This window comes from Streptomyces nigrescens, from assembly GCF_027626975.1.
Taxonomy (GTDB): domain Bacteria; phylum Actinomycetota; class Actinomycetes; order Streptomycetales; family Streptomycetaceae; genus Streptomyces; species Streptomyces nigrescens.
This window is the reverse complement of sequence record NZ_CP114203.1, coordinates 3,884,534-3,905,510: the sequence shown is the minus strand read 5'-3', so window position 1 is coordinate 3,905,510 and position 20,977 is coordinate 3,884,534. Positions and strand designations below refer to the sequence as shown.

The following is a 20,977-nucleotide window of genomic DNA, read 5'->3' as shown; positions in this document are numbered from 1 at the left end:
GCCCGTCGCCTCCGGGCTCACTCCTCAGCCGTCACTCCTGCACACGCGCTCACGCCCGGAGCTGTGCGCACGATCACAGAAACCACCGTGCCATCGAATGTAGTGCGCGGGTCTGACAACGCACGCTCCTTTGCGGCAAACCGAGCCCCGAGGGGGACGGGGATGGTAAAGACCTCGCGAGGAAAACGGTCTCGCTTTGTGGCGATACTGCCCGATCGAAGCGGATCGATGCCGATCGTTCGTGTCCACATACGGTGATGTGTTATCCGTGTGTGACCGGATGTCGGCGAAAAGGTGCGGCCGCTGGGGCATAGCCTTAGGCGGACTGCCTGTTGCGCCAAGGATTCGGAAGAGTTTCAGGGGAGAGAGGCCGGGCAGTCGAGGCGGGGAAGGATGAGTTCCGGATGCAACCGGGCCCATCCGGTCCGAAAGCGAGCGAAAGGCTTCGAGCGCGTGTCGTTGAAGGTGGCAGAGGACGAACAGGGCCCATGGGCCGTACTCCAGGTGTCCGGGGAGATGGACCTGGTCACGTCGCCTGCGGTGCGTCAGCATGTGCACGACGCGGTGGCGGACGGCCGGAGATCGCTCGTACTCGACCTCTCCGAGGTGCGGTTCTGCGATTCCAGCGGTGTCGGTGTGCTGATCGCCGCCCGCCGTCTGATGCGCTCCTGTCAGGGGCGGCTGCGGCTGATCCTCCCCGCGCAGGGTGCCGTGGACGGCTCGCACGTCAACCGTGTGCTCGCCGCGCTGGGTGTCCGCCGGCTCTTCGAGGTCTACCCGGACCTGCACACCGCCGTCGACGAGGCCGCCGCACCGCTCTCCGCCTGAACGCGCCCGGGGTGCGGCCTTTCTGCCCCCGTATGCCCGTCTCTGCCTGATTCACCCCGCTCCGTACGGAAACTCCGCCCGTACGACGAAGCCGCCGTCGGAGGTGTGACGCGCCTCCAGCGTCCCGCCGAGGCTCTGGGCGCGCTCGCGCAGCCCCACCAGCCCGTGGCCGCCCCCGGGAAGCGCGGGGACCGTCGCCGTCGCGTCCGGCGGCCCGTTGCGTATCTCCACCCGCAGCCCGTGCGCCGCACGGCACCCCTCGGCCCGTCCGGCCCCTCCGGCACCCTCGCCCCGTGCGGAACTCCCCGCCCGTCCGGAACCCCCGCCCCGCACCGAGTCCACCGCGTCCCCCGGATCCACCGGATCCACCCGCACCCGGACCCGTGCCCCCGGCGCGTGCTTACGGATGTTGGTGAGCGCCTCCTGGACCGTACGGAAGGCCGCCCGCTCCACCGTCTTCGTGCCGCTCGCGCCGGCCACCACACCGCCCTCGTACGTCACATCCAGCGCGCTCATCTCGATCAGCCGCGGCAACTCCTCCAAGTCGGGCTGCGGAGCCAGGCCGTCCGCCTCCGCCGCCTCGCCGCCGTCCGCCCGTAGTACGCCCACCATGTGGCGCAGCTCCTCCAGGGTCCGCACGGACAGCTCCCGGATCGAAGTGGCACCCGCGCGCGCCGCCGCGTCCTCCGTACTGACCTGCACCGCGCCCGCCTGCAGGCTGATCAGGCTGACCTGATGGGCCACCACGTCATGCATCTCACGGGCCAGCCGGGCGCGTTCGGTGGTTTTGACCCGGTCGGCGAGCAGCCGGTGCTCACGGCGCCGGCTACGGGTCAGATCCTCAATACGGGAGGCGAGTTCCTGGCGGGTGCGCACCAGCAGGCCCAGGGCGATCGGCGCGGCCGAGGTGACGCTGGCGTCTATCAGCACCTGGGTGTTCTCGCGGTAGTCGGTGAGCACGAAGTCGGAGAGCGGGTACGGGAAGAAGTGCGCGGTGATCAGCAGCACCGCACACAGGCCGAGCCGCGCCCGGCCGGGCCGGCGGACGGCCAGGGTGTAGAGCCCGATCATCGGCGCGAACCAGATGTAGCCGATGTAGAGCCCGGGGAGCGTGAAGAGGAAGACCAGCAGCGGGAAGCGCCGGCGCAGCATCAGGGCCGCCGCGGCCAGCATCGAGACGCCGACCTCCAGGTCGAGTTCGAGGCCGTTGACCAGCATCGCGTCGGCGATCGCCAGCAGCACCGGGATCACGACCGGGGCGAGGGCGCGCAGCCGCCGCCCCAGCGCCCCGCGCGCCAGCGCCCGCCCCTTCGCCTCCCCGCGATCCACCACCGCCCCCGCGAGCACCCGCAGCCGGCTCCGCCCGCCCCGGGCCCTCACCACGCCCCCCGGGGGGTGCCCGCGACCAGGCCGGCACGGTCGGCGACGATCGCCGCCTGGATACGGTTGATCCCGCCCAATTTGCCCAGCAGGGCGCGTACATGGTCCTTGACCGTACTGGGGGCGAGCCCCATCCGGTCGGCTATCTGGGCGTTGCCCAGGCCCTCACCGAGCAGGGCGAGCACCTCCGACTCACGCGGGGTCAGCCCGCTCACCGCGCGCGCCGCCGACGCCTGGTCCTCGGCGGTCAGATAGCCCCCGATCACCGCACGTGTGACGCCCGGGTCGAGCACGCTGCCGCCCTCCGCCAGCGTCCGTACGGCCCGTACGAGTTGCTCCGGATCGGAGTCCTTGAGAAGGAACCCGGCCGCGCCCTCGCGCAGCGCCGCCGTCAGGTACTCCTGGGCGTCGAAGGTGGTCAGCATCGCCACCGCGGGCGGCTCCGGAGCGGCGCGCAGCCGGCGCAGTACGGTCAGCCCGTCCACGTCCGGCATGCGGATGTCCAGCAGTACGACGTCGGCCGCACAGCTCAGCACGGTGTCCACGGCCTCGGCGCCACTGCAGTCCGCGACCATCTCGATGTCCGGGGCGGTCCCCAGAATCATCCGCAGTCCCGACCTGACCAGCCGTTCGTCGTCCACCACAGCGACACGGATCACCGGCCGCCCCTTTCCTTCGCACCCATCCGAGCCCGCGGAACCGCCCGGCGCTGCGCGATTCCGTTCCTCTGTCAGCGGGGACCGCCTTACGACGGACCCCCACCCCCGCCGAGCGGCGGGGGTGAGCCCGCGACCTCTGGAGGATGCCGAGGGGAGGTCCCCGCGGGCAGAGTGGTTCTCATGCTGCACCACTGAAGAGGCCACAAGCCCAGGACGCGTTGCAGTTCACATCGGCGGCCGCCGCGACCCCCACACGCGACGGCCGCCTTTGGCGTGCGGGGGCGGTTCGGAGGGGGATCTCCCCCGCACCGCCGAGGGACGACCTGTAGTCCCCTCAAAGTCGCTGGTCAGGCGGGGTTTCGCCACCCCTCAGCCGCTCCCCCCGGCTCTCCGCGACCCGTACCGCATCCCGTAACGCGGCACTGAGCTGAGCCGACAAATACCGCAACTGCCGCGCATCGGCCGCCGGATCACCGATCAGATCCCCGGCATGCTCCAGCAGCCCGATCGCCATCCCGAGTTGCAGCGCCTCGACGTCGTCGGCGTACCGGGCGACGTAGCCGCCCTCCCGGTCCGTGAAGAGATAGCAGGGTTTGTCGTCGGGGGAGGTCCAGGGGAGCAGGCGGGGCTTGGGCGGGTTGGTCATCGAGGTGGCCTCCAGTGTGTACGGCATAGCGGTTGTGCGGCTCTGTCCTGCACGAGCCTTGCGCCGAACGCCGTTTGAACCCATCCCAACGTCCTATAGGGCCGCCCTATATTGGAGGCATGGGTGACTTTGACACGGACCTGTGGTCCCACCCGCGGCTTCTGGCGGCCGTCTCCGAAGGGGACTGGGGCGCCGTCTTCCGTACGTATCGGCGGCTCACCGGCGCCAGTCAGATGAAGCTGGGGGAGCTGGTCGGGCTGGTCCAGCCGGATGTCTCCGAGATCGAGCGGGGCCGTCGCCGGGTCACGTCCGTGGAGGTGCGGCAGCGCATCGTCGCGGGGCTCGGAATCCCACCCGAGCGGGTCTCGGCAGCGGGCGCGGAGGCACTTCCGGTCCCGGGGCTGGCGTTCGCCGGCACCGCCCCCGACGAGGACCTGCTGGCGCGCGTCACCAACGCCGTGGACGGCTCGCACCGTGTCGACAGCGCGACGCTGGACTGGCTCGACCGGCTCCTGGCCGAACACCGCCGGGCGGAGGACTTCATCGGATCGCGCCCGCTCGTCGAGGTGATGAGCCAGCAACTCCGCACGGTGGTGAACCTCTACGCGGGCGCGCGGGGGCCCTTGGCGGAGCGCGTGGTCCGGCTCGCTGCCGAACACGCCCAGTTCCTTGCGTGGATGGCGCAGGACCAGGGTCAGTCTGCCGACGCCCTGGCGTGGTACGACCGCTCTCACGAGTGGGCCCTGGAGGCCGGGGACGCCGACATGGCGGCCACGACGCTCAGCATGAAGGCGCATATGGCCTGGTCCGGGGGCCGGGGGAGGCGGTGCGTACGGCTCGCGGAAGCCGCCCGCTGGTCGGCGCCGGATACGTCACTGGGCGTGCAGGGCATGGCCGCGCAGATGGAAGCGCGCGGGCATGCGCTCAGCCACGCCCCGGACGACGCCCGTCGGCTGCTGGACGAGGCCCAGGACCTGATCGGCCGTGCCGCCGAGCGGCCCGAGGACGAACCGCCGTGGATGTACTTCTACGACGAGACCTGGTTCACGCTCCAGCGGGGCATGGCCGCCATGCACCTAGGCGACTGGCAGGGAGCCACGCAACACATCGCCTCGGGCCTCGGCGCGCTGCCGGCCGGCTACCGCCGGGACGGCGCTTGGTACCGCGCCTGTCTGGCCCATGCCCACGCGGCAGCGGGCGAGGCCGAACAGGCCCTGGCCGCAGCCGTGGCGAGCGCCCCCGACGCGTCGGAGATCGGGCGCCCCCATGCGTGGAACGAGCTGCACACCACGGCGGCCGTACTGCTGCGCAGAGGCGCTTCGGAGGGGCGTCGGCTCGCGGAGGTCCTCAGGACCCACGACTGACCGCAGCAGTGCGCCGTGGTGGTTCGGCCCGATTCCCCTGACCGGAAACCGAGCGTGCGGTCGCGGCGGAACGCAAGACATGGACCGTTCGTCTGCTGGATAACCGAGTTGCCCAAGGACACGGAGTACAGGTGACCCCCGAACGACCCATCGTGTACCGAGAAGCACAGCCCGCGGACAAGGAGCAGATCGACGCGATCGACGACTCGTTCACCACGGACACCGTCTACGAGGTCGTCGCGGGGGACGAGGGGTTCGCGCTGCGGTCGGCCTTCGTCGATCCGCCGCTGGTCAAGACCTTCCCCGACGATGAGGACGGCGAGGACGACGGGGTGGCTGATGGCGTGCACGTGGAAGTCGCCGTCGACGACGGGACGGTGTGCGGTTTTGTTGCCGTCGGGGTCGAGGAGTGGCATCGCCGCCTGGTCGTCCAGCAGATCGCGGTGGCGTCCACGCACCGTGGGCTCGGGGTCGGCGCGGCGCTGATGCAGCGGGCCTGCGCGTACGGGAGCCGCCTCGGAGCGCGAACGGCCTGGCTGGAGACGACGAATGTGAACGTTCCCGCCATCCGGGCTTACCGGCGGATGGGGTTCAGCTTCTGTGGCCTGGACACCACCCTCTATCGGGGTACGTCGAGCGAGGGCGAGACCGCGCTGTTCATGAGCAAGGAACTCGGGGCGGGCGGCTGAACCTCCCGGCCCCTCCCCGTCCGTGCGCGGAGGGGCAGGCCCCTACAGCCACCCCTCCCGCCCCACCGCCGCCGCCCGGACGCCCTCCGTGCGGGGCTCGCCGTAGGGGCCGGAGCCGTGGCCGGTGGCCAGGACGACGACCGAGGTCATGGCGGCCAGGCCGTAGGCGGTGGTGGCCATGGACAGGGCGCCCTCGGTGGTTTCGAAGGAGCGGTTGAAGAAGTCGGAGACGGTCAGCCACACCACCGTCCGTACGGTCATGTAGAGCTCCAGTGCGGCGAACACCAGGAGGGCGCCCCGGACTTCGCGGCGTCCTCGGAGGGCCAGCACGCCGAGGATCAGCAGGACGAGGACCGAGCCGACGGTGGTGAACTCGGCGGAGGCCGCGAGATCGAGGGCGCCGAGCACCGAACCGTCGACCACCCCGCGCAGATAGCGGCCCGCGTCCATGCCGGTGGCCGTGAGATCGCGGAGGGCCCAGCCGAGTTCCGCCAGCGCCATGACCAGGAACAGCACTCCGCAGATGCGGGACATGCGGCGCCACCGGTCGTCCGGACCGGCCGCGCCGGCGGCGGGCGGGCGGTTGTCGTGCGCGCGCTCGGTGGCCGGGAACATCGAGAACAGCACGACCAGCGCCACCACCACCCCCAGACCACGGGTGGCGAGCGCCCAGCTGCCCAGCGGGTCGTTGGTGTACTGGTGGCGGTAGGCGGCGTGGAGCAGGCCCACGCCCTCCCGCAGGGAGAGGGCGAGCAGTACGAAACCGGACAGCAGCGCCGCGGAGCGCGCCACCCGCCGCTGGGCCAGGGTCATCCCGGCGATCACCAGGAACGCGATGGTGAAGGCCCATTCGTACGGGCCGAGGATCTGCGTCGTGGGGGAGGCGCCCGGGTTGAACAGGCCCTCGACGAAGTCCCAGGTACTGCCGTCCCCTTGGGTGATGCCGAAGACCGTCCAGGCGCCCAGCACACCGGCGTACAGCGTCAGGCACAGGCCGGTCGCGAGATAGGCGCCGCTGTGCTCCGGAGCGGCCCGGCCCGGATCGGGACCCGGACGGACATCCACCGTTCCACCGTCCTGCATCACCATGACCGACCCCCGATCCGCCTCTCGTGGCCGCCGTACCGGCAGTTCCCGTACAACAGCCTCACTGTGTCAAGGACGGTGGGAGAGCCGGTGGAGGTTCCACCCCGTGTCGTCCGGCTGCCGTCCGTTTGATCAGCGCACATGCCGGGACGTGGCCGCGATGAAATCCCGGATGCCCTGGCGGGTGGTGGCCCGCAGTTCGGTGAGGGCCTCCCGGTCGGGGGCCCGGTGCAACTCCGTCGTCGCCGCCATCACCTGCTCGCTGCGGTCGAGTATCTCCGGGTCGTCGGACACCATCTGGGCCCGGAACATGGCCTCTTGGGCGCTGTAGCGGGTCTTGTACACCTCCTCGCGCAGCTCCGGGGTGTCCTCGCCGCAGCGGTCGTCCTCGTGCAGGACGAACCAGCGGTGGACCAGGACCCGCCGGTACTCCAGCAGCGCCCCCGCGTAGGCGCAGTACGCGTCGATCCGCTCCTGCCGCAGCCGCTCCGCGCGGGCGAACCGCTCGCTGCGGTCGGCCGAACGGCTCTGGAAGACGTGGGTGATTCCGGAACCCAACAGGGTGCCCACGACGGCCACGACGCTTGCCACAACTGCCTCCATGAGGGCAGTGCATCACAGCGGACCAGGTCAGCGGCAGGGTACGCATGACCATGGCCGGTCCATGGGTGCCGCCCCTGCCGGAAGGGCGGCGGTGCGGCAAGATGGGGCCATGGGGATCTTCGGGGGCGAGGGCCGACTGATCGGTGGCCGGTACCGCCTGGGAATACGGCTGGGCCGCGGCGGAATGGGAACGGTCTGGCGGGCCACCGATGAAGTGCTGGGTCGTCAAGTCGCGGTGAAAGAGCTGCACTTGGATGAGGGAACGGCCGAGCCCGAGGCGCGGGTGCAGCGGGAGCGGGCGATGCGGGAGGCGCGGACCGTCGCGCAGATCAAGCATCCCAATGTGATCGTCGTGCATGACGTCGTCGAACAGGACGGCCGGCCGTGGATCGTGATGGAGCTGGTGGAGGGCCCGTCGCTGGCCGACCGGCTGCAGAGCGGCGGACCGGTGGCCCCGCGCGAGGCGGCCCGGATCGGCATCGCGCTGCTGGGCGCGCTGCGGGCCGCGCACACCCGCGGGGTGCTGCACCGCGACATCAAGCCCGCCAACGTCCTGATGGAGTCGGGCAGCGGCCGGGTCGTGCTCACCGACTTCGGTATCGCCCAGGTGCCCGGCGTCACGACCCTGACCGACGCCGGCGGCTTCGTCGGCTCGCCCGAATACACCGCGCCGGAGCGGATGGCCGGGCGCGGCACCGGCCCCGAGGCCGACCTCTGGTCGCTCGGGGTGCTGCTGTGCGCCGCGCTGAGCGGTGCCTCGCCGTTCCACCGCGACTCGCTGGGCGGGGTGCTGCACGCGGTGGTGTACGACGAGATCGAACTCCCGGAATCCGCCCGCCCGTTGCACGCCGTCGTCCACGGCCTGCTGGAGCGTGAGCCGGAGCGGCGGCTGGGCGTCGCCGAGACGGAGCGGCTGCTGCGCGGCTATCTGCAGTCGGGCCGCGCCCCGGAGCGCGGGCCGGGCGGGCACCTGGGGCAGGGGGCTGGTCGCGGTCATGGCGCCCATGGCGCCCATGGCGGTCACGGCGGCCATGGCGGTCACGGCGCCGCAGACGGTGGGGTCGGAGACGGCGGGGCCGCGGGCCTCGCGGCCGAGGCCGTGGCGGGCGCGGGCGGACCGGGCGGACTGGGTGGACCGGGCGGACTGGGTGGACCGGGCGGACCAGGCGGACCGGGCGGGCCGTTCCTCGGAGGGCCGGACGTCCCGCGGTATCCCGGGCCGGACGTCCACGCCCCCTTGTACGACGTCCCCGACGGCGGTCTGCCGGGGGAGCACCCGCCCAGTGGGCACCCGCCCAGTGAGGGTGCTCCGGTCGCGGGTACGCCGCCTCCGGGCCCGGCCACTCCCGCCCGTACACCCGCCGGAGGCGGCGCCGGCAGACCCGGCGGACGGACGGGCGGCCGCACGCCGGGTATGCCGATCCGGGACGCGCTCGACGACCGGGCACTGGCGGCGGCCGCCCGCCCGCACACCGGCCGGGCCCGCACCGCCTTGCTGGTCGCGCTCGCGGCGGTGGTGATCGGCGGTGTGGGCGCGGGCATCGCGGTACTGCTGATGAACCAGGGCGGAACCGACGGCGGCACCGGCACGGGCGGCCGGCCCAGCCGGTCCCAGCAGGCCTCGGACACCGGGTCACCGCAGAGCGGCGGCTCAGGCTCGGCGGAACCCACCGTCACCGCGCCGCCGGCCTCCGGGGGCACCGGCAAGATCCCGGCCGGATACCGCCTGGTCCGCGACCCGGAGGGCTTCGCGCTCGCCGTACCCGAGGGCTTCACCCGCTCCTACGAGAACGACCGCGTCTACTACTACTCCCAGGGCAAGCGGTTCCGGATCGGCATCCAGCTGCAGCAGCAGGTGCCGGAGGGGCCGCTGGGCGCGATGCGCACGGCGCACGCCAAGGGCCCCGCCGATTACCGCGGTTACCGTCAGGGACAGGTCACCGAGACCACCCACAACGGGCTCCAGGCCGGACTCTGGGAGTTCGTCTGGGACGGCAGCGCCCAGGACGGCGGCTCGCGGTACACCTACGACCTCAGCTGGGACGAGGGCGGCCGGATGATCGATGTGTGGATCTCCTCCCCGGTCGCCTCGCGCACCGAGGCCAAGCGGCACTTCGACACCGCGCTCGACGCGTTCCGGCTGTCCGGGGCGTGATCGCGGGTCTCCGTCCTGGGCGCTGCCGTCCCAGACCAGCGCCCTTGCGGCCAGTGGACACTGGCACGATTGTGGGTGCCGCGTGAAAACTCATTACTGCCGGGTACACAAAGCGCCGGGGGAGGAATACGCTCGCCCGCATGACGGACTCGCAGGACACCGGAACCGCCTCCTCCGCCGCCGAGGCCCCCACGGAAGCCCCCGCCGAAGCTCGCGCGGAGGCTCCCGCGCAGACTTCCCCCGTAGCCGCCGAGGCCCCCGCGGCCACGGCGCCCGACGCGGCCCCGGCCGGGGGAGCGGCCGAGAGCGGGGGAGGCAACCCGGTCGCCCCCGCCCCCGCGGGAGCCCGTACCGCGGCGGACGTGGTCACCCCCGAGGTCGCCGCCCGGCTCACCCGCGGTGTGGTGAGCGGAGGAGGACGCACCGCCAACCACACCCCGTTCACCGGGGAGAAGCTGGCCGACCTGCCGGAGTCCACCCCCGAGGACGTCGCCACCGCCTTCGAGCGCGCCCGCGCCGCCCAGGAGCGCTGGGCGAAGGTCCCGGTCAAGCAGCGTGCCGCGGTCCTGCTCCGCTTCCACGACCTGGTGCTGCGCCGCCAGGCCGAGGTGCTCGACCTGATCCAGCTGGAGACCGGCAAGGCGCGGCTGCACGCTCACGAGGAGGTGCAGGCGGTCGCCGTCACCGCCCGCCACTACGGCCGCAAGGCCCACGCCTACCTCAAGCCCAAGGCCCGCACCGGCGTCGTACCGACCCTCACCAAGGTCACCGAACTCCGCCAGCCCCGGGGCGTCGTCGGGCAGATAGCCCCGTGGAACTACCCCTTCGAGCTGTCCGTCGGCGACGCCCTGCCGGCCTTCGTCGCGGGCAACGCCGTCGTGATGAAGCCCGACACGGAGACCGCGCTGACCGCGCTGTGGGCCCGTGAGCAGCTCATCGAGGCCGGGCTGCCGGAGGACGTCTGGCAGGTCGTGCTCGGTGAGGGCCCGGTCGTCGGCCCCGCCGTCGTCGCGCACGCCGACTACGTCTCCTTCACCGGCTCGACCCGTACGGGCCGTGAGGTGGCCCAGGGCGCCGCCGCACGGCTGGTCGGCGTCTCCCTCGAACTCGGCGGCAAGAACGCCATGTTGGTGCTTCGGGACGCCGATGTGGAGAAGGCCGCCGCCGGCGCCGTCCGCGGCTGCTTCTCCTCCGCCGGCCAGCTGTGCATCTCCATCGAGCGGCTCTACGTCCATGAGTCCATCGCCGACGACTTCCTCCAGCGCTTCGCCGCCCGGACGAAGGCGATGCGGCTGGGCAACGCCCTGGCCTACGGCGCCGACATGGGCTCACTGGTCGGCGAGCGCCAGCTGGAGACCGTCACCCGCCATGTCGAGGAGGCCGTCGCCAAGGGCGCCACACTGGTCGCCGGCGGACGGCCCCGCCCCGACATCGGCCCGCTGTTCTACGAGCCGACCATCCTCGACGGCGTCGAGGCCCCGATGGCGGTCTGCGGCGAGGAGACCTTCGGCCCGGTCGTCTCGATCTACCGCTTCCGCGACGAGGACGAGGCGGTGGCGCTCGCCAACGCCACCCCGTACGGCCTGAATTCCAGCGTATGGACCAAGGACGGCCGCCGCGGCCGCGCGGTCGCCGCCCGGATGCGGACCGGCACCGTCAACGTCAATGAGTCCTACGCGGCCGGCTACGGCAGTGTGCAGGCCCCGATGGGCGGTATGGGCGACTCGGGCCTGGGCCGCCGGCACGGTTCCGAGGGCATCCTCAAGTACACCGAGGCCCAGACCGTCGCCCAGCAGCGGCTGATGCCGCTCGCCCCGTCCTTCGGCATGACCGACGAGAAGTACGCGCAGCTCATGAGCCGCAGCCTGCGCGCGATGAAGGCGTTCCGACTCCGCTAGGGGGCATCTCCCCGGGCCTGCCCGGCGGATCATGCCCCAACCAATGCAGCAGGGAGAGCCAGTGCCCCAGGAGAACTCTGCCCGGAATCAGGACGGCGACGGCGACCGGGAGGTCCCCGACGCCCCCGACGCCACCGGTGTCCCCGACGACGGCTACGACTACGACGTGCTCGTCGTCGGCTCCGGCTTCGGCGGCGCGGTCTCCGCCCTGCGGCTGACCGAGAAGGGCTATCGTGTCGGCGTCCTCGAAGCCGGCCGCCGCTTCACCCGGCAGACCCTGCCGAAGAACTCCTGGGACATCCGCAATTACCTGTGGGCCCCGGCGCTCGGCTGCTACGGCATCCAGCGGGTGCATCTGCTCGGCAATGTCATGGTGCTGGCCGGTGCGGGCGTCGGCGGCGGCTCGCTCAACTACGCCAACACCCTCTACGTCCCCCCGAAGCAGTTCTTCGAGGACCGGCAGTGGGGCCACATCACCGACTGGCAGGAGGAGCTGGCCCCGTACTACGACCAGGCCAAGCGGATGCTGGGGGTACGCCTCAACCCGACGATGACGCCCTCCGACGTCCACCTCAAGGAGGCCGCGGAGAAGATGGGCGTCGGCGACTCCTTCCACCTCGCGCCGGTGGGGGTCTTCTTCGGGGACGGGGAGGACGCGGACGGGACGTCGAAGGCGGCTGCGGGCACGGAGGTCCCCGACCCCTACTTCGGCGGCCAGGGCCCGGCCCGTAAGGCGTGTACGGAGTGCGGCGAGTGCATGACCGGATGCCGGCACGGTGCCAAGAACACCCTCAACGAGAACTACCTCCACCTCGCCGAGCGGGCCGGTGCCGTCATCCACCCGATGACCTCGGTCGTCACCGTCACCGAGGACTCGCGCGGCGGTTTCGCCGTCGGCACCCTCCCCACCGACAACAAGCGCAAGGGCCGGGGCCGCACCTTCACCGCCCGCCGGGTCGTCCTCGCCGCCGGCACGTACGGCACCCAGACCCTGCTGCACAAGATGAAGGACAGCGGACTGCTGCCCGGCCTCTCCGGCAGGCTGGGCGAGCTGACCCGGACGAACTCCGAGGCGCTCGTGGGCGCGCAGACCGACAACCGCCGCTACCGCAAGCGGCACGGCACCAAGGCCGACTTCACCCGCGGGGTCGCGATCACCTCGTCCATCCACCCCGACAGCAACACCCATATCGAACCGGTCCGTTACGGCAAGGGCTCGAACGCGATGGGCGCGATGTCCATCCTCCAGGTGCCCGTCGACGGCCGCGGCTCGCGCGCCACCCGCTGGGCCGCGAACTGTCTGCGCCATCCGCTGCTGCTGCTCCGGTCGCTCTCCAACCGCCGCTGGTCGGAGCGCACCATCATCGGCCTGGTGATGCAGTCGCTGGACAACTCCCTGACGACCTACCGCAAGCCGGACGGCCTCGGGAAGGGCCTGCTCACCGCCCGCCAGGGCCATGGCGCGCCGAACCCCGAGCAGATCCCCGAGGCCACCGAGGCGGCCACCCTGCTCGCCCAGGAGATCAACGGCTTCGCTGGCAGCAATGTCGGCGAGCTGATGGGGACGCCGCTGACCGCGCACTTCCTGGGCGGCTGTCCGATCGGCGCGGACGCCGACCACGGCGTCATCGACCCGTACCACCGCCTCTACGGCCACCCGGGCATCTCGGTCGTCGACGGCGCCGCGGTCTCCGCCAACCTGGGCGTCAACCCGTCCCTGACCATCACCGCGCAGGCCGAGCGCGCGATGTCGCTGTGGCCCAACAAGGGCGAGGCGGACCCGCGCCCCGCGCCGGGCGGGGCCTACCGGCGGCTGGCGCCGGTCGAACCGGTCCGCCCGGCGGTCCCCAAGAAGGCGTTCGGCGCACTGAACCTGCCGTTCCTCGCCGTCCCGCCGGTCCCGCCGAAGAAGTCGCTCACCTAGGTCTCGTTCCGCCGGGTCCCGTCCTGCGCGAGCACGGCGGAGGGCCGCACCCGGAACCGGGTGCGGCCCTCCCCTTCTGCGCCTGCCGTTACGCGGCGGCGGCGCCGTCCGTCTTACGGCGGCGGACGACGAAGATCGCGCCCGCGCCCACGACCATGGCGACCCCGCCCACGATGCCGACGGTCGGCAGCGCGGAGGAGGCACCGGTCTCGGCCAGGTTGCCGGTCACCGGCAGCTTGTCCATGCCGTCCTTCGGCTTGCCGTTGTTGACCGGCTTTCCGCCGCCCTGCGTACCGGGCTTGTTGCCGGGCTTACCGGGCTTGGCCGGCGGGATCTCGCCCGTGTCGCTGCCGGCGGGCAGGATCGTGAAGTCGTACCACTGCTCCTCGGACCAGCCGCAGGAGCCGTCCTTGTTCTGGTAGTCGCCCGCCACCAGCGCGAAGCCGTCACCGGGCGTGGCGCCCTTGTCGGCGCGGATCCGCAGCTTCAGCTCGGCGGTCTGGTGCGCGTCGAGCTGGAACCAGCCGAAGTACTCCCCGTCGGTCCACTCGTCGAACGAGGTCCACTTGCCGGTGTCCGGGTTCTGGTACTCCAGGTCGAGCTGCGACTTGGGGTGGTCCATGTCGCCGGTCGGCACCGCGTAGATGACCGGGTAGACCTCGTCCAGCGTCTGGTCCGTGGTGTTGGCCAGCTGCACGCTGAAGCCCTTCCAGCCGCCGCCCGCGACGAGCTTGGAGGGCAGGTTGGCGACGGTCACCTTGATAGCGGCGTCGTCGACCGTGCACTCGTCCTCGTCACCGGGCTCGCCCGGCTCGGTGGGCTCGGCCGACGTGGAGGACTTGGGGGTGCCGCTCGGCTTGGTCTCGCCGCCCGGGGTGCCCGGGGTGGACGGCTCGGCGCCGTCACCGGTCCCGGTCTCCTCACCGGACTCGGTGTCGTCACCCGGCGTGGTGTCGCCCGGGGTGGTGTCGTCCGTCGTGTTCTCGTCACCGGCGTCCGGGGTCTCCGGCTGGGCGGTGGGCTCGTCGGACTGCTCCGGGCCAGGGGTGCCCGGTGTGGGCTCGGCGCTCGCGCCGGCCTCGGTCTCGGGACCGGTCGCGTACGCGGCGGGGGCCGCCAGCAGAGCGGCGGGGGCTATGACGGCCGTCACGGCGGCAGCCGTCAGGGCACGGCGAAGCTTCATCGAGAAGACCTCTCGGGGTCCAAAGTGCCGGTGTCCGGCACAAGTGGGTTGCGGGCCGTCGCGGTGGGGCGCGGGATGGCCGTGCGATTGCAGGTACATGACCGGCCATGGCCGAAAAAGGTTGTTCACTCAACCAGAAATGCCGCCGTGATGCCGATCACACCCGTCACAGCAGCCTCACAGGATTCACAAAGGCAGTGCACAGCACTGGCTGGAGGGTGGGTGTGCGCCGGGCGCACACCCGGCACAGCGAAGGGCCCCGGACACCGTCCGCGAGGGGGGTTGCGGACGGTCACGGGGCCCTTGGCTTTCGGTGCCGGCGTCAGGGCAGCGCCGGCACCGAGGGGCGGCGCTGGGGGGGTAGCGCCGCTGGCTTTCGGGGGGGTGGTGCGCGATGGTGCGGAGTCCGCGATGGTCGGACCAATGGCAGTGCAAGGTCCCCACCGGACGCGGTGCGTCGTACGTCAAGCATCGTCCTGGATACGCCTCACCTGGCGCAACCGTTTCGACCGGATGCGGTCGGTCCCGGGCGTCCCCAGGACCGACCACCCCATCGGATGTGACCGGGCTGCTGTCCCCTGCTGACCGGCCACGGCACCGGAGCGAGGTCCCACGACGCGGGCCGCGGCTGGCGGCCGGCGTCTCATCGCTCCGGGTTTCCGCCCGTGAGGCGGCGTCTACGCGTAGTCCTGCAGGCCGCACCTGGCTGGCGTGGCACCGGGAACAACGAAGCCTCGCAGCGGCCGGTCACGCGCCGTACGGGTGAGTCGGCAACCGAACGCAGATCCGGCAGCTGCGCCGGGGCGCGAGCGTCCTGCCACGCGCCCCACCGGTCCGCGAAACCGACCGAACACCAGCCAGAACCGGCCACGCTGCTGACCCGTGCCTGCCTCAGATCTGGCCCCGGGACAGCTCCAGCAGTGTCTTCGCCAGCGCGGTGCCCGGCTTGCCGAGCTGGTCGCGGTAGTGGGCGAGGATCTCCATCTCGCGGGCGAGGTTCACCCGCCGGCCGCCGGAGGTGATGCGCTCGCGCTGGATGACGGCCGAGACGGCCATCCGTTCCTGGACGAGGCCGATGATGTGGCCGTCGAGATCGTCGATCCGCTGCCGTGCGTCGGTGATGATCCCGGCGGCCTCGGGGGAGTGGGCGCCGGTGTCAGGGGCGGTGCGGGTCCGGGTGCTCATGGCGTATCTCCTGGGGTGGGTGGCCCCGGAGCCGACGATCGGTCCCGACAGACGCAGACGCCCCGGACCTTGTCGGCCCGGGGCGCCTGGGAAGTTGCTCGTCAGTGGATCAAGCAGCACGACCATGGCAGCCGGTTGGGCCGGTGCCATAGGTAAAGACGAAGGTCAGCTGCTTGTTCATGGGGCTCAGTATGAGCCCGTTAGAATCGAAAGTCCAACCCCTGCTCCACACCGCCGGAAGGCCGCCGAAGTGCCATCAGCGCCCCCTGCCGCTGCCCCGGACGTCGTCCTCGTAGTCGACTTCGGCGCACAGTACGCCCAGCTCATCGCCCGACGGGTCCGTGAGGCCCGGGTCTACAGCGAGATCGTGCCGTCCACCATGCCGGTGGCGGAGATGCTCGCCAAGAACCCGAAGGCGATCATTCTCTCCGGCGGTCCCTCGTCGGTCTACGCCGAGGACGCCCCCAGCCTCGACCGCTCCCTGTTCGAGGCCGGTGTCCCCGTCTTCGGCATGTGCTACGGCTTCCAGCTCATGGCCACCACCCTCGGTGGCACCGTCGACAACACCGGCGCCCGTGAGTACGGCCGTACCCCGCTGACCGTCTCCCGCCCCGGCTCCACCCTCTTCGAGGGCACCCCCACCGAGCAGTCGGTGTGGATGTCGCACGGCGACGCCTGCTCTGCCGCCCCCGAGGGCTTCACGGTCACCGCGTCCACGGACGTGGTCCCGGTCGCCGCCTTCGAGAACGACGAGAAGAAGCTCTACGGCGTCCAGTACCACCCCGAGGTCATGCACTCCACGCACGGCCAGCAGGTGCTGGAGCACTTCCTCTACCGCGGTGCGGGCATCGAGCCCAGCTGGACCACCACCAGCGTGGTGGAGGAGCAGGTCGCCGCGATCCGCGCCCAGGTCGGCACCAAGCGCGCCATCTGCGCACTGTCCGGCGGCGTGGACTCCTCGGTGGCCGCTGCCATCGTGCAGAAGGCCATCGGCGACCAGCTGACCTGCGTCTATGTCGACCACGGTCTCCAGCGCAAGGGCGAGTCCGAGCAGGTCGAGAAGGACTTCGTGGCCGCCACCGGCGTCCAGCTGAAGGTCGTCGACGCCGAGGAGCGCTTCCTGACAGCACTGGCCGGGGTCAGCGACCCCGAGCAGAAGCGGAAGATCATCGGCCGGGAGTTCATCCGCGTCTTCGAGCAGGCCCAGGCCGAGCTCGTCGCCGAGGCCGGCGCCGAGGGCGAGGAAGTCGCGTTCCTGGTCCAGGGCACGCTCTACCCGGACATCGTCGAGTCCGGCGGCGGTACGGGCACCGCCAACATCAAGTCGCACCACAACGTGGGCGGGCTCCCCGACGACATCGAGTTCGAGCTCGTCGAGCCGCTGCGGCAGCTGTTCAAGGACGAGGTCCGGATGGTCGGCACCGAGCTGGGCCTGCCGGACGCGATCGTCCAGCGCCAGCCGTTCCCCGGCCCCGGCCTGGGCATCCGGATCGTCGGCGAGGTCACCAAGGACCGCCTGGACCTGCTGCGCGAGGCCGACGCCATCGCCCGCGAGGAGCTGACCGCGGCCGGTCTGGACCGCGAGATCTGGCAGTGCCCCGTGGTGCTGCTCGCCGACGTCCGCTCGGTCGGCGTCCAGGGCGACGGCCGTACGTACGGCCACCCGATCGTGCTGCGCCCGGTCTCCTCCGAGGACGCGATGACCGCGGACTGGACGCGGATGCCGTACGACGTGCTGGCGCGGATCTCCACCCGCATCACCAACGAGGTCGCCGACGTCAACCGCGTCGTCCTCGATGTCACCAGCAAGCCCCCGGGCACCATCGAGTGGGAGTGACCCCACCCGTCGGGCCGGGGTGATCCCGCCGGTCGTCTGACAACGCCGCCGCTCAGTCTGCTGAGCGGCGGCGTTGTTGTTGGTGGGCGGACCTCTCATAGACTTTCTGTCCAGTCTGGACGTACAGTCCAAGCGTGGATGAAGCAGAAGAGGCGCCGGACCCCCGGGTGCGGATGTGGGCGCCGGTGTGCCAGGCCGTCGCGCGTCTGCTCGGTCCGTACGCCGAGGTGGTGCTGCACGATCCGGACACCGACCGGGTCCTGGACATCTGGAATCCGATGAGCTCCCGCGGCCCGGGAGACCCCTCGCTGCTCGGCGAACTGGACGAGCTCGACCCGTCGCCGCAGGGCGTGTACGGGCCGTACGAGAAGCTGCTCGCGGACGGCCGCCGGCTGTCGTCGGTGAGCGCGGTCCTGCGGGATGCGCACGACCGGCCGTCGGCCGTGCTGTGCATCAATCTCGACCGCACCCCGCTGGAACAGGCCGCGGCGGTGCTGTCCGCCTTCGGCGCCCCGACCGTGCAGCGTCCCGAGCCGCTGTTCGAGCAGGACTGGTCCGAGCGTATCCAGCACATCGTCGGCAGCCACGTCCGCGAAACGGGCCGTCCCGTCGAGCGCATGACCCGCCAGGACCGCCTGGCCGTCCTCGGCCGGCTGGACGAGGCGCGGGTGTTCGCCGTGCGCCGCGCCGCGCCGGTCGTCGCCGGGGCCCTGCGGGTGTCCCGGTCCACCGTCTACGGCCTGCTGGCCGAGCTCAGAGCATCCAGCGCAAAGGACTGACCGTCATGACCCGGCTGCCCGACTTCCGCCTCGAAACGTACTTCTCCCGCTGGGAGTTCACCGCCCGCCACCACCTGACCGCCTCCGACGTCCAGACCATGACGCTCAGCGAGCTGCTCGGGCTGGCCGACGACAAGGACAGGGAGGCCTTCGAGAACCTGTCCCTGGGCTACACCGAGACCTTCGGCGACCCGGCCCTGCGCGAGGTGATCGCCCAGACGTACGAGCAGGCCGGGGCGGACGACGTCATCTGCTTCGCGGGTGCCGAGGAAGCCCTGTATCTGGCGATGAACGTGCTGCTCGGGGCCGGTGACCACGCGGTGGTGGTGACCCCGAACTACCAGGCCGCCGAGACCGTGCCGCTGGCGCTGTGCGAGGTCACCGGTGTGGCCCTCGACGCGGACCGGGACTGGGCCCTGGACCTCGGCGAGGTGGCGGCGGCGATCCGGCCGAACACCCGGGTCGTCTCGGTGAACTTCCCCAACAACCCGACCGGCAAGGTCATCGACGCCGCCGACTTCCTTGCCCTGGCCCGCCTGTGCGATGAGCGCGGTATCCACCTGTTCAGCGACGAGGTCTACCGCGGCCTGGAACGCGACCCGGCCCGCACCCTGCCGCAGGCCGCCGATGTGTCCGCGCGCGCACTGTCGTTGAACGTGACCTCGAAGTCCCTGGGGCTTCCCGGACTGCGCATCGGCTGGATCACCTGCCGCGACCGTGCGCTGCGCGCGCGTCTGGAGCGGGCCAAGCACTACACCACCATCTGCAACTCCGCGCCCAGCGAGGTCCTGGCCCGTATCGCGCTCAAGGCCCGCGAGACGATCCTGCACCGCAACCGGGCCCTGATCGCGGCCAATCTGCCCGCTTTCGAGGCCTTCTTCGCCGAGTTCGCGGACGACTTCGCCTGGCAGCCGCCGGACGGCGGATGCGTCGCCTACCCCCGCTACCTCGGCGCCGACGGAGTGGAGGAGTTCTGCACCCGCCTGGTGGAGGAGGCCGGAGTCCTGCTGCTGCCCGCGAGCATCTACCGCTCCGAACTCACCGCCACCCCCGCCGACCGCTTCCGCATCGGCATCGGCCGCCGCGACCCGGAAGAGGGCCTGGCGGCCTTCGCCGACTGGATGCGGGCGCGCCGATGACGCTCCCCGTCTTCGGCGCGGCCGCCATCGAGCGGGCCGCCGGGCCGCAGTTGGTCCTGGAGACCGTCCGCGACGCGCTGATCGCGCACGCGGAGGGCCGTACCCATGTGCCGCCGCCACTGCACCTGGACTTCCGCGAGGCCGACGGGGACTGTCACGTCAAAGCCGGCTGGATCAGCGGCGCCGCCGACTTCACCGTCAAGATCGCGACCGGCTTCTACGGCAATCCGGCGCTGGGCCTCCCCGCCAACCACGGTCTGGTCTGCGTCGTCAGCGCCCGCACCGGACAGCCGCGCGCGCTCCTCGACGACGGCGGTCTGCTGACCGCCTGGCGCACCGCCGCCGCGGGCGCGCTGCTGACCCATGCCATGGCCCGGCCCGCTGCCGGCACGCTGGCCGTCTTCGGCACCGGTGAACAGGCCCGCCTCCAGGCGCTCTGGCTGGCCGAACTCCGGCCGGTCGGCGCGGTGCTGGTCCATGGCCGCTCCCCGGACAGGGCCCGGGCCCTGTGCGACGTACTCGGTGCACACGGTCTGGCCGCCCGGCCCGCTGCCGCGGAGGAGGCGGCAGAGGCCGACATGATCATCACCGCGACGCCGGCCAGGTCGCCCGTTCTGGACGCCGCCCGGGTGCGCGCGGGCGCCCATGTGACCGGCATCGGCACGGACATGCCGCACAAGAACGAGCTGCCGCCCGCGCTCTTCCACCGCGCACGGATCGTCGCCACCGATGACCACGACCAGTGCCTCGACCACGGAGACTTCGGCCATGCCGTCCGCGCCGGGGCCGCCGCCGAGGACGGCGACATCGCGGCCGGCCTGCTGCTCAAGGCGCCCGTCGACCGGCCGGACACCGCGATCACGGTCGCCGACCTCACCGGTGTCGGAGCGCTCGACGCGGCGCTCGCCTCAGCCGTCCTCGGCCGGCTCACGGGTGAACGACCAGGAGGCGGGGCCTTGGCGCGGCCCCGGCTCCGCGCGCTGCGCCGCGGCCTGAGGGACGGTGGCGCGGAGTGGCTGTGTCCTCGGTCCCGTACGGCCAGTGGCCGCGCCCTCAGTCCCGTACGGCCGAGGCCAGCCGCTCCAGCGTCGTGGTCATCGCCGGGCCCATCCGCCGTGGATAGCCGGGGAGTTCGACGATGAGACGGGGGAGCCGGGCGCGCGACCAGTCATAGGTGTGGGTGACCCGGGTGGTGCCCCCGCCCTCCGTGCCGTCCGTGCCGTCCAAGCCGTCCGTGCCCTCCGTGCCGTTCACGGGGGTCAGCTCGTAGCGCCAGCGCTGCCCGCCGACCAGCCGCCGGCCGCGGAACTCGCCCCAGGTCTCCCAGGCGATCAGCCGGTCCTTCTCGTACTCCACCACGACATTCACCGACCGGTACGCGATGCGTCCCTGCGCCATCCCCATGCTGAACCGGTCGCCGGGGCCCAGCGGCGACGGCCCCTGCGGGCGGCCGCGCAGCATGCCCGAGCCGTCCAGCTCGGCATGCCGGGCCGGGTCCCGGAGGACGGCGAAGATCTGCCGTGGTGCGGCGACGATGTCCCTGCTGACCGATATGGCCCTCATGGTGTGTCCCCTCTGCTGCCGTTGCTGGTGCCCTCATCATGCAGCCAGCCGCAGCTGCG

The 20,977-nt window shown here is 71.8% G+C and carries 18 protein-coding genes; 10 read left to right on the top strand and 8 right to left on the bottom strand.

The window, feature by feature from the left end; genetic code table 11:
• Nucleotides 1-453: 453 nt before the first annotated feature.
• Nucleotides 454-828, top strand: coding sequence for an STAS domain-containing protein (locus STRNI_RS17365; RefSeq protein WP_026169623.1), 375 nt, complete (start codon nt 454-456; stop codon nt 826-828).
• Between the two features lie 51 nt (nt 829-879).
• Here the strand turns inward: STRNI_RS17365 and STRNI_RS17360 are convergent, their stop codons facing one another.
• The 3 genes from STRNI_RS17360 to STRNI_RS17350 all read right to left on the bottom strand — a co-directional run bounded on the left by STRNI_RS17360 (nt 880) and on the right by STRNI_RS17350 (nt 3,540).
• On the bottom strand, nt 880-2,160 hold the full coding sequence (locus STRNI_RS17360; protein ID WP_381285126.1) for a sensor histidine kinase: 1,281 nt from the start codon (nt 2,158-2,160) through the stop codon (nt 880-882).
• 44 nt (nt 2,161-2,204) lie between these two features.
• Nucleotides 2,205-2,867, bottom strand: a complete 663-nt coding sequence (locus STRNI_RS17355; RefSeq protein ID WP_018089616.1) for a response regulator — start codon at nt 2,865-2,867, stop codon at nt 2,205-2,207.
• Nucleotides 2,868-3,201: 334 nt separating this feature from the next.
• On the bottom strand, nt 3,202-3,540 hold the full coding sequence (locus STRNI_RS17350) for a hypothetical protein (RefSeq protein ID WP_277411555.1): 339 nt from the start codon (nt 3,538-3,540) through the stop codon (nt 3,202-3,204).
• A gap of 92 nt (nt 3,541-3,632) precedes the next feature.
• On the opposite strand from STRNI_RS17350, the gene STRNI_RS17345 reads away from it, so the two are divergent.
• Nucleotides 3,633-4,877 carry an NsdA family TPR-like regulatory protein gene (locus STRNI_RS17345; RefSeq protein ID WP_277411554.1) on the top strand — a complete coding sequence of 415 codons (1,245 nt, stop codon included), beginning with the start codon at nt 3,633-3,635 and terminating at the stop codon, nt 4,875-4,877.
• A gap of 131 nt (nt 4,878-5,008) precedes the next feature.
• On the top strand, nt 5,009-5,566 hold the full coding sequence (locus tag STRNI_RS17340; protein WP_159486684.1) for a GNAT family N-acetyltransferase: 558 nt from the start codon (nt 5,009-5,011) through the stop codon (nt 5,564-5,566).
• A 42-nt stretch (nt 5,567-5,608) separates the two neighbouring features.
• Here STRNI_RS17340 and STRNI_RS17335 read toward each other — a convergent pair whose 3' ends face one another.
• Both STRNI_RS17335 and STRNI_RS17330 read right to left on the bottom strand, forming a co-directional pair.
• Nucleotides 5,609-6,655, bottom strand: coding sequence for a hypothetical protein (locus STRNI_RS17335; protein ID WP_159486682.1), 1,047 nt, complete (start codon nt 6,653-6,655; stop codon nt 5,609-5,611).
• 129 nt (nt 6,656-6,784) lie between these two features.
• A complete protein-coding gene (locus STRNI_RS17330; protein ID WP_277411553.1) occupies nt 6,785-7,243 on the bottom strand; it encodes a hypothetical protein in 459 nt (152 codons plus the stop codon).
• 121 nt (nt 7,244-7,364) lie between these two features.
• Between STRNI_RS17330 and STRNI_RS17325 the strand changes: the two genes are divergently transcribed.
• The 3 genes from STRNI_RS17325 (at nt 7,365) to STRNI_RS17315 (ending at nt 13,232) form a co-directional block, all read left to right on the top strand.
• Nucleotides 7,365-9,410, top strand: coding sequence for a serine/threonine-protein kinase (locus STRNI_RS17325; protein ID WP_277411552.1), 2,046 nt, complete (start codon nt 7,365-7,367; stop codon nt 9,408-9,410).
• A 140-nt stretch (nt 9,411-9,550) separates the two neighbouring features.
• Nucleotides 9,551-11,308: a succinic semialdehyde dehydrogenase gene (locus STRNI_RS17320; protein WP_277411551.1), complete on the top strand. Its 1,758-nt coding sequence runs from the start codon at nt 9,551-9,553 to the stop codon at nt 11,306-11,308.
• Nucleotides 11,309-11,369: 61 nt separating this feature from the next.
• Complete coding sequence (locus tag STRNI_RS17315; protein WP_381845305.1) at nt 11,370-13,232, top strand: GMC family oxidoreductase N-terminal domain-containing protein; 1,863 nt, start codon at nt 11,370-11,372, stop codon at nt 13,230-13,232.
• Nucleotides 13,233-13,320: 88 nt separating this feature from the next.
• Here STRNI_RS17315 and STRNI_RS17310 read toward each other — a convergent pair whose 3' ends face one another.
• Both STRNI_RS17310 and STRNI_RS17305 read right to left on the bottom strand, forming a co-directional pair.
• A complete protein-coding gene (locus tag STRNI_RS17310) occupies nt 13,321-14,415 on the bottom strand; it encodes an ICP22 family protein (RefSeq protein ID WP_266445714.1) in 1,095 nt (364 codons plus the stop codon).
• A gap of 891 nt (nt 14,416-15,306) precedes the next feature.
• Nucleotides 15,307-15,600: a chorismate mutase gene (locus tag STRNI_RS17305; protein ID WP_018089606.1), complete on the bottom strand. Its 294-nt coding sequence runs from the start codon at nt 15,598-15,600 to the stop codon at nt 15,307-15,309.
• Between the two features lie 250 nt (nt 15,601-15,850).
• Here STRNI_RS17305 and guaA point away from each other — a divergent pair, with 250 nt between their 5' ends.
• The 4 genes from guaA to STRNI_RS17285 all read left to right on the top strand — a co-directional run bounded on the left by guaA (nt 15,851) and on the right by STRNI_RS17285 (nt 20,497).
• A complete protein-coding gene (guaA, locus tag STRNI_RS17300; RefSeq protein ID WP_159486671.1) occupies nt 15,851-17,437 on the top strand; it encodes a glutamine-hydrolyzing GMP synthase in 1,587 nt (528 codons plus the stop codon).
• A gap of 134 nt (nt 17,438-17,571) precedes the next feature.
• Nucleotides 17,572-18,216, top strand: coding sequence for a helix-turn-helix transcriptional regulator (locus STRNI_RS17295; protein WP_148589973.1), 645 nt, complete (start codon nt 17,572-17,574; stop codon nt 18,214-18,216).
• Between the two features lie 5 nt (nt 18,217-18,221).
• On the top strand, nt 18,222-19,355 hold the full coding sequence (locus STRNI_RS17290; protein WP_277411550.1) for a pyridoxal phosphate-dependent aminotransferase: 1,134 nt from the start codon (nt 18,222-18,224) through the stop codon (nt 19,353-19,355).
• On the top strand, nt 19,352-20,497 hold the full coding sequence (locus STRNI_RS17285; protein ID WP_277411549.1) for an ornithine cyclodeaminase family protein: 1,146 nt from the start codon (nt 19,352-19,354) through the stop codon (nt 20,495-20,497). The genes STRNI_RS17290 and STRNI_RS17285 overlap by 4 nt, the downstream gene beginning before the upstream one ends.
• Here STRNI_RS17285 and STRNI_RS17280 read toward each other — a convergent pair.
• A complete protein-coding gene (locus STRNI_RS17280) occupies nt 20,409-20,918 on the bottom strand; it encodes an SRPBCC family protein (protein ID WP_159486665.1) in 510 nt (169 codons plus the stop codon). The genes STRNI_RS17285 and STRNI_RS17280 overlap by 89 nt on opposite strands.
• Between the last annotated feature and the right edge of the window lie 59 nt (nt 20,919-20,977).

Excerpts from the sequence above, each read along its gene's own strand:
- STRNI_RS17350 (WP_277411555.1), bottom strand. The coding sequence starts at position 3,540 with ATGCCGTACACACTGGAGGCCACCTCGATGACCAACCCGCCCAAGCCC.
- STRNI_RS17345 (WP_277411554.1), top strand. The coding sequence starts at position 3,633 with ATGGGTGACTTTGACACGGACCTGTGGTCCCACCCGCGGCTTCTGGCG.
- STRNI_RS17335 (WP_159486682.1), bottom strand. The coding sequence starts at position 6,655 with ATGGTGATGCAGGACGGTGGAACGGTGGATGTCCGTCCGGGTCCCGAT.
- STRNI_RS17325 (WP_277411552.1), top strand. The coding sequence starts at position 7,365 with ATGGGGATCTTCGGGGGCGAGGGCCGACTGATCGGTGGCCGGTACCGC.
- STRNI_RS17320 (WP_277411551.1), top strand. The coding sequence starts at position 9,551 with ATGACGGACTCGCAGGACACCGGAACCGCCTCCTCCGCCGCCGAGGCC.
- STRNI_RS17310 (WP_266445714.1), bottom strand. The coding sequence starts at position 14,415 with ATGAAGCTTCGCCGTGCCCTGACGGCTGCCGCCGTGACGGCCGTCATA.
- STRNI_RS17305 (WP_018089606.1), bottom strand. The coding sequence starts at position 15,600 with ATGAGCACCCGGACCCGCACCGCCCCTGACACCGGCGCCCACTCCCCC.
- STRNI_RS17290 (WP_277411550.1), top strand. The coding sequence starts at position 18,222 with ATGACCCGGCTGCCCGACTTCCGCCTCGAAACGTACTTCTCCCGCTGG.
- STRNI_RS17285 (WP_277411549.1), top strand. The coding sequence starts at position 19,352 with ATGACGCTCCCCGTCTTCGGCGCGGCCGCCATCGAGCGGGCCGCCGGG.
- STRNI_RS17280 (WP_159486665.1), bottom strand. The coding sequence starts at position 20,918 with ATGAGGGCCATATCGGTCAGCAGGGACATCGTCGCCGCACCACGGCAG.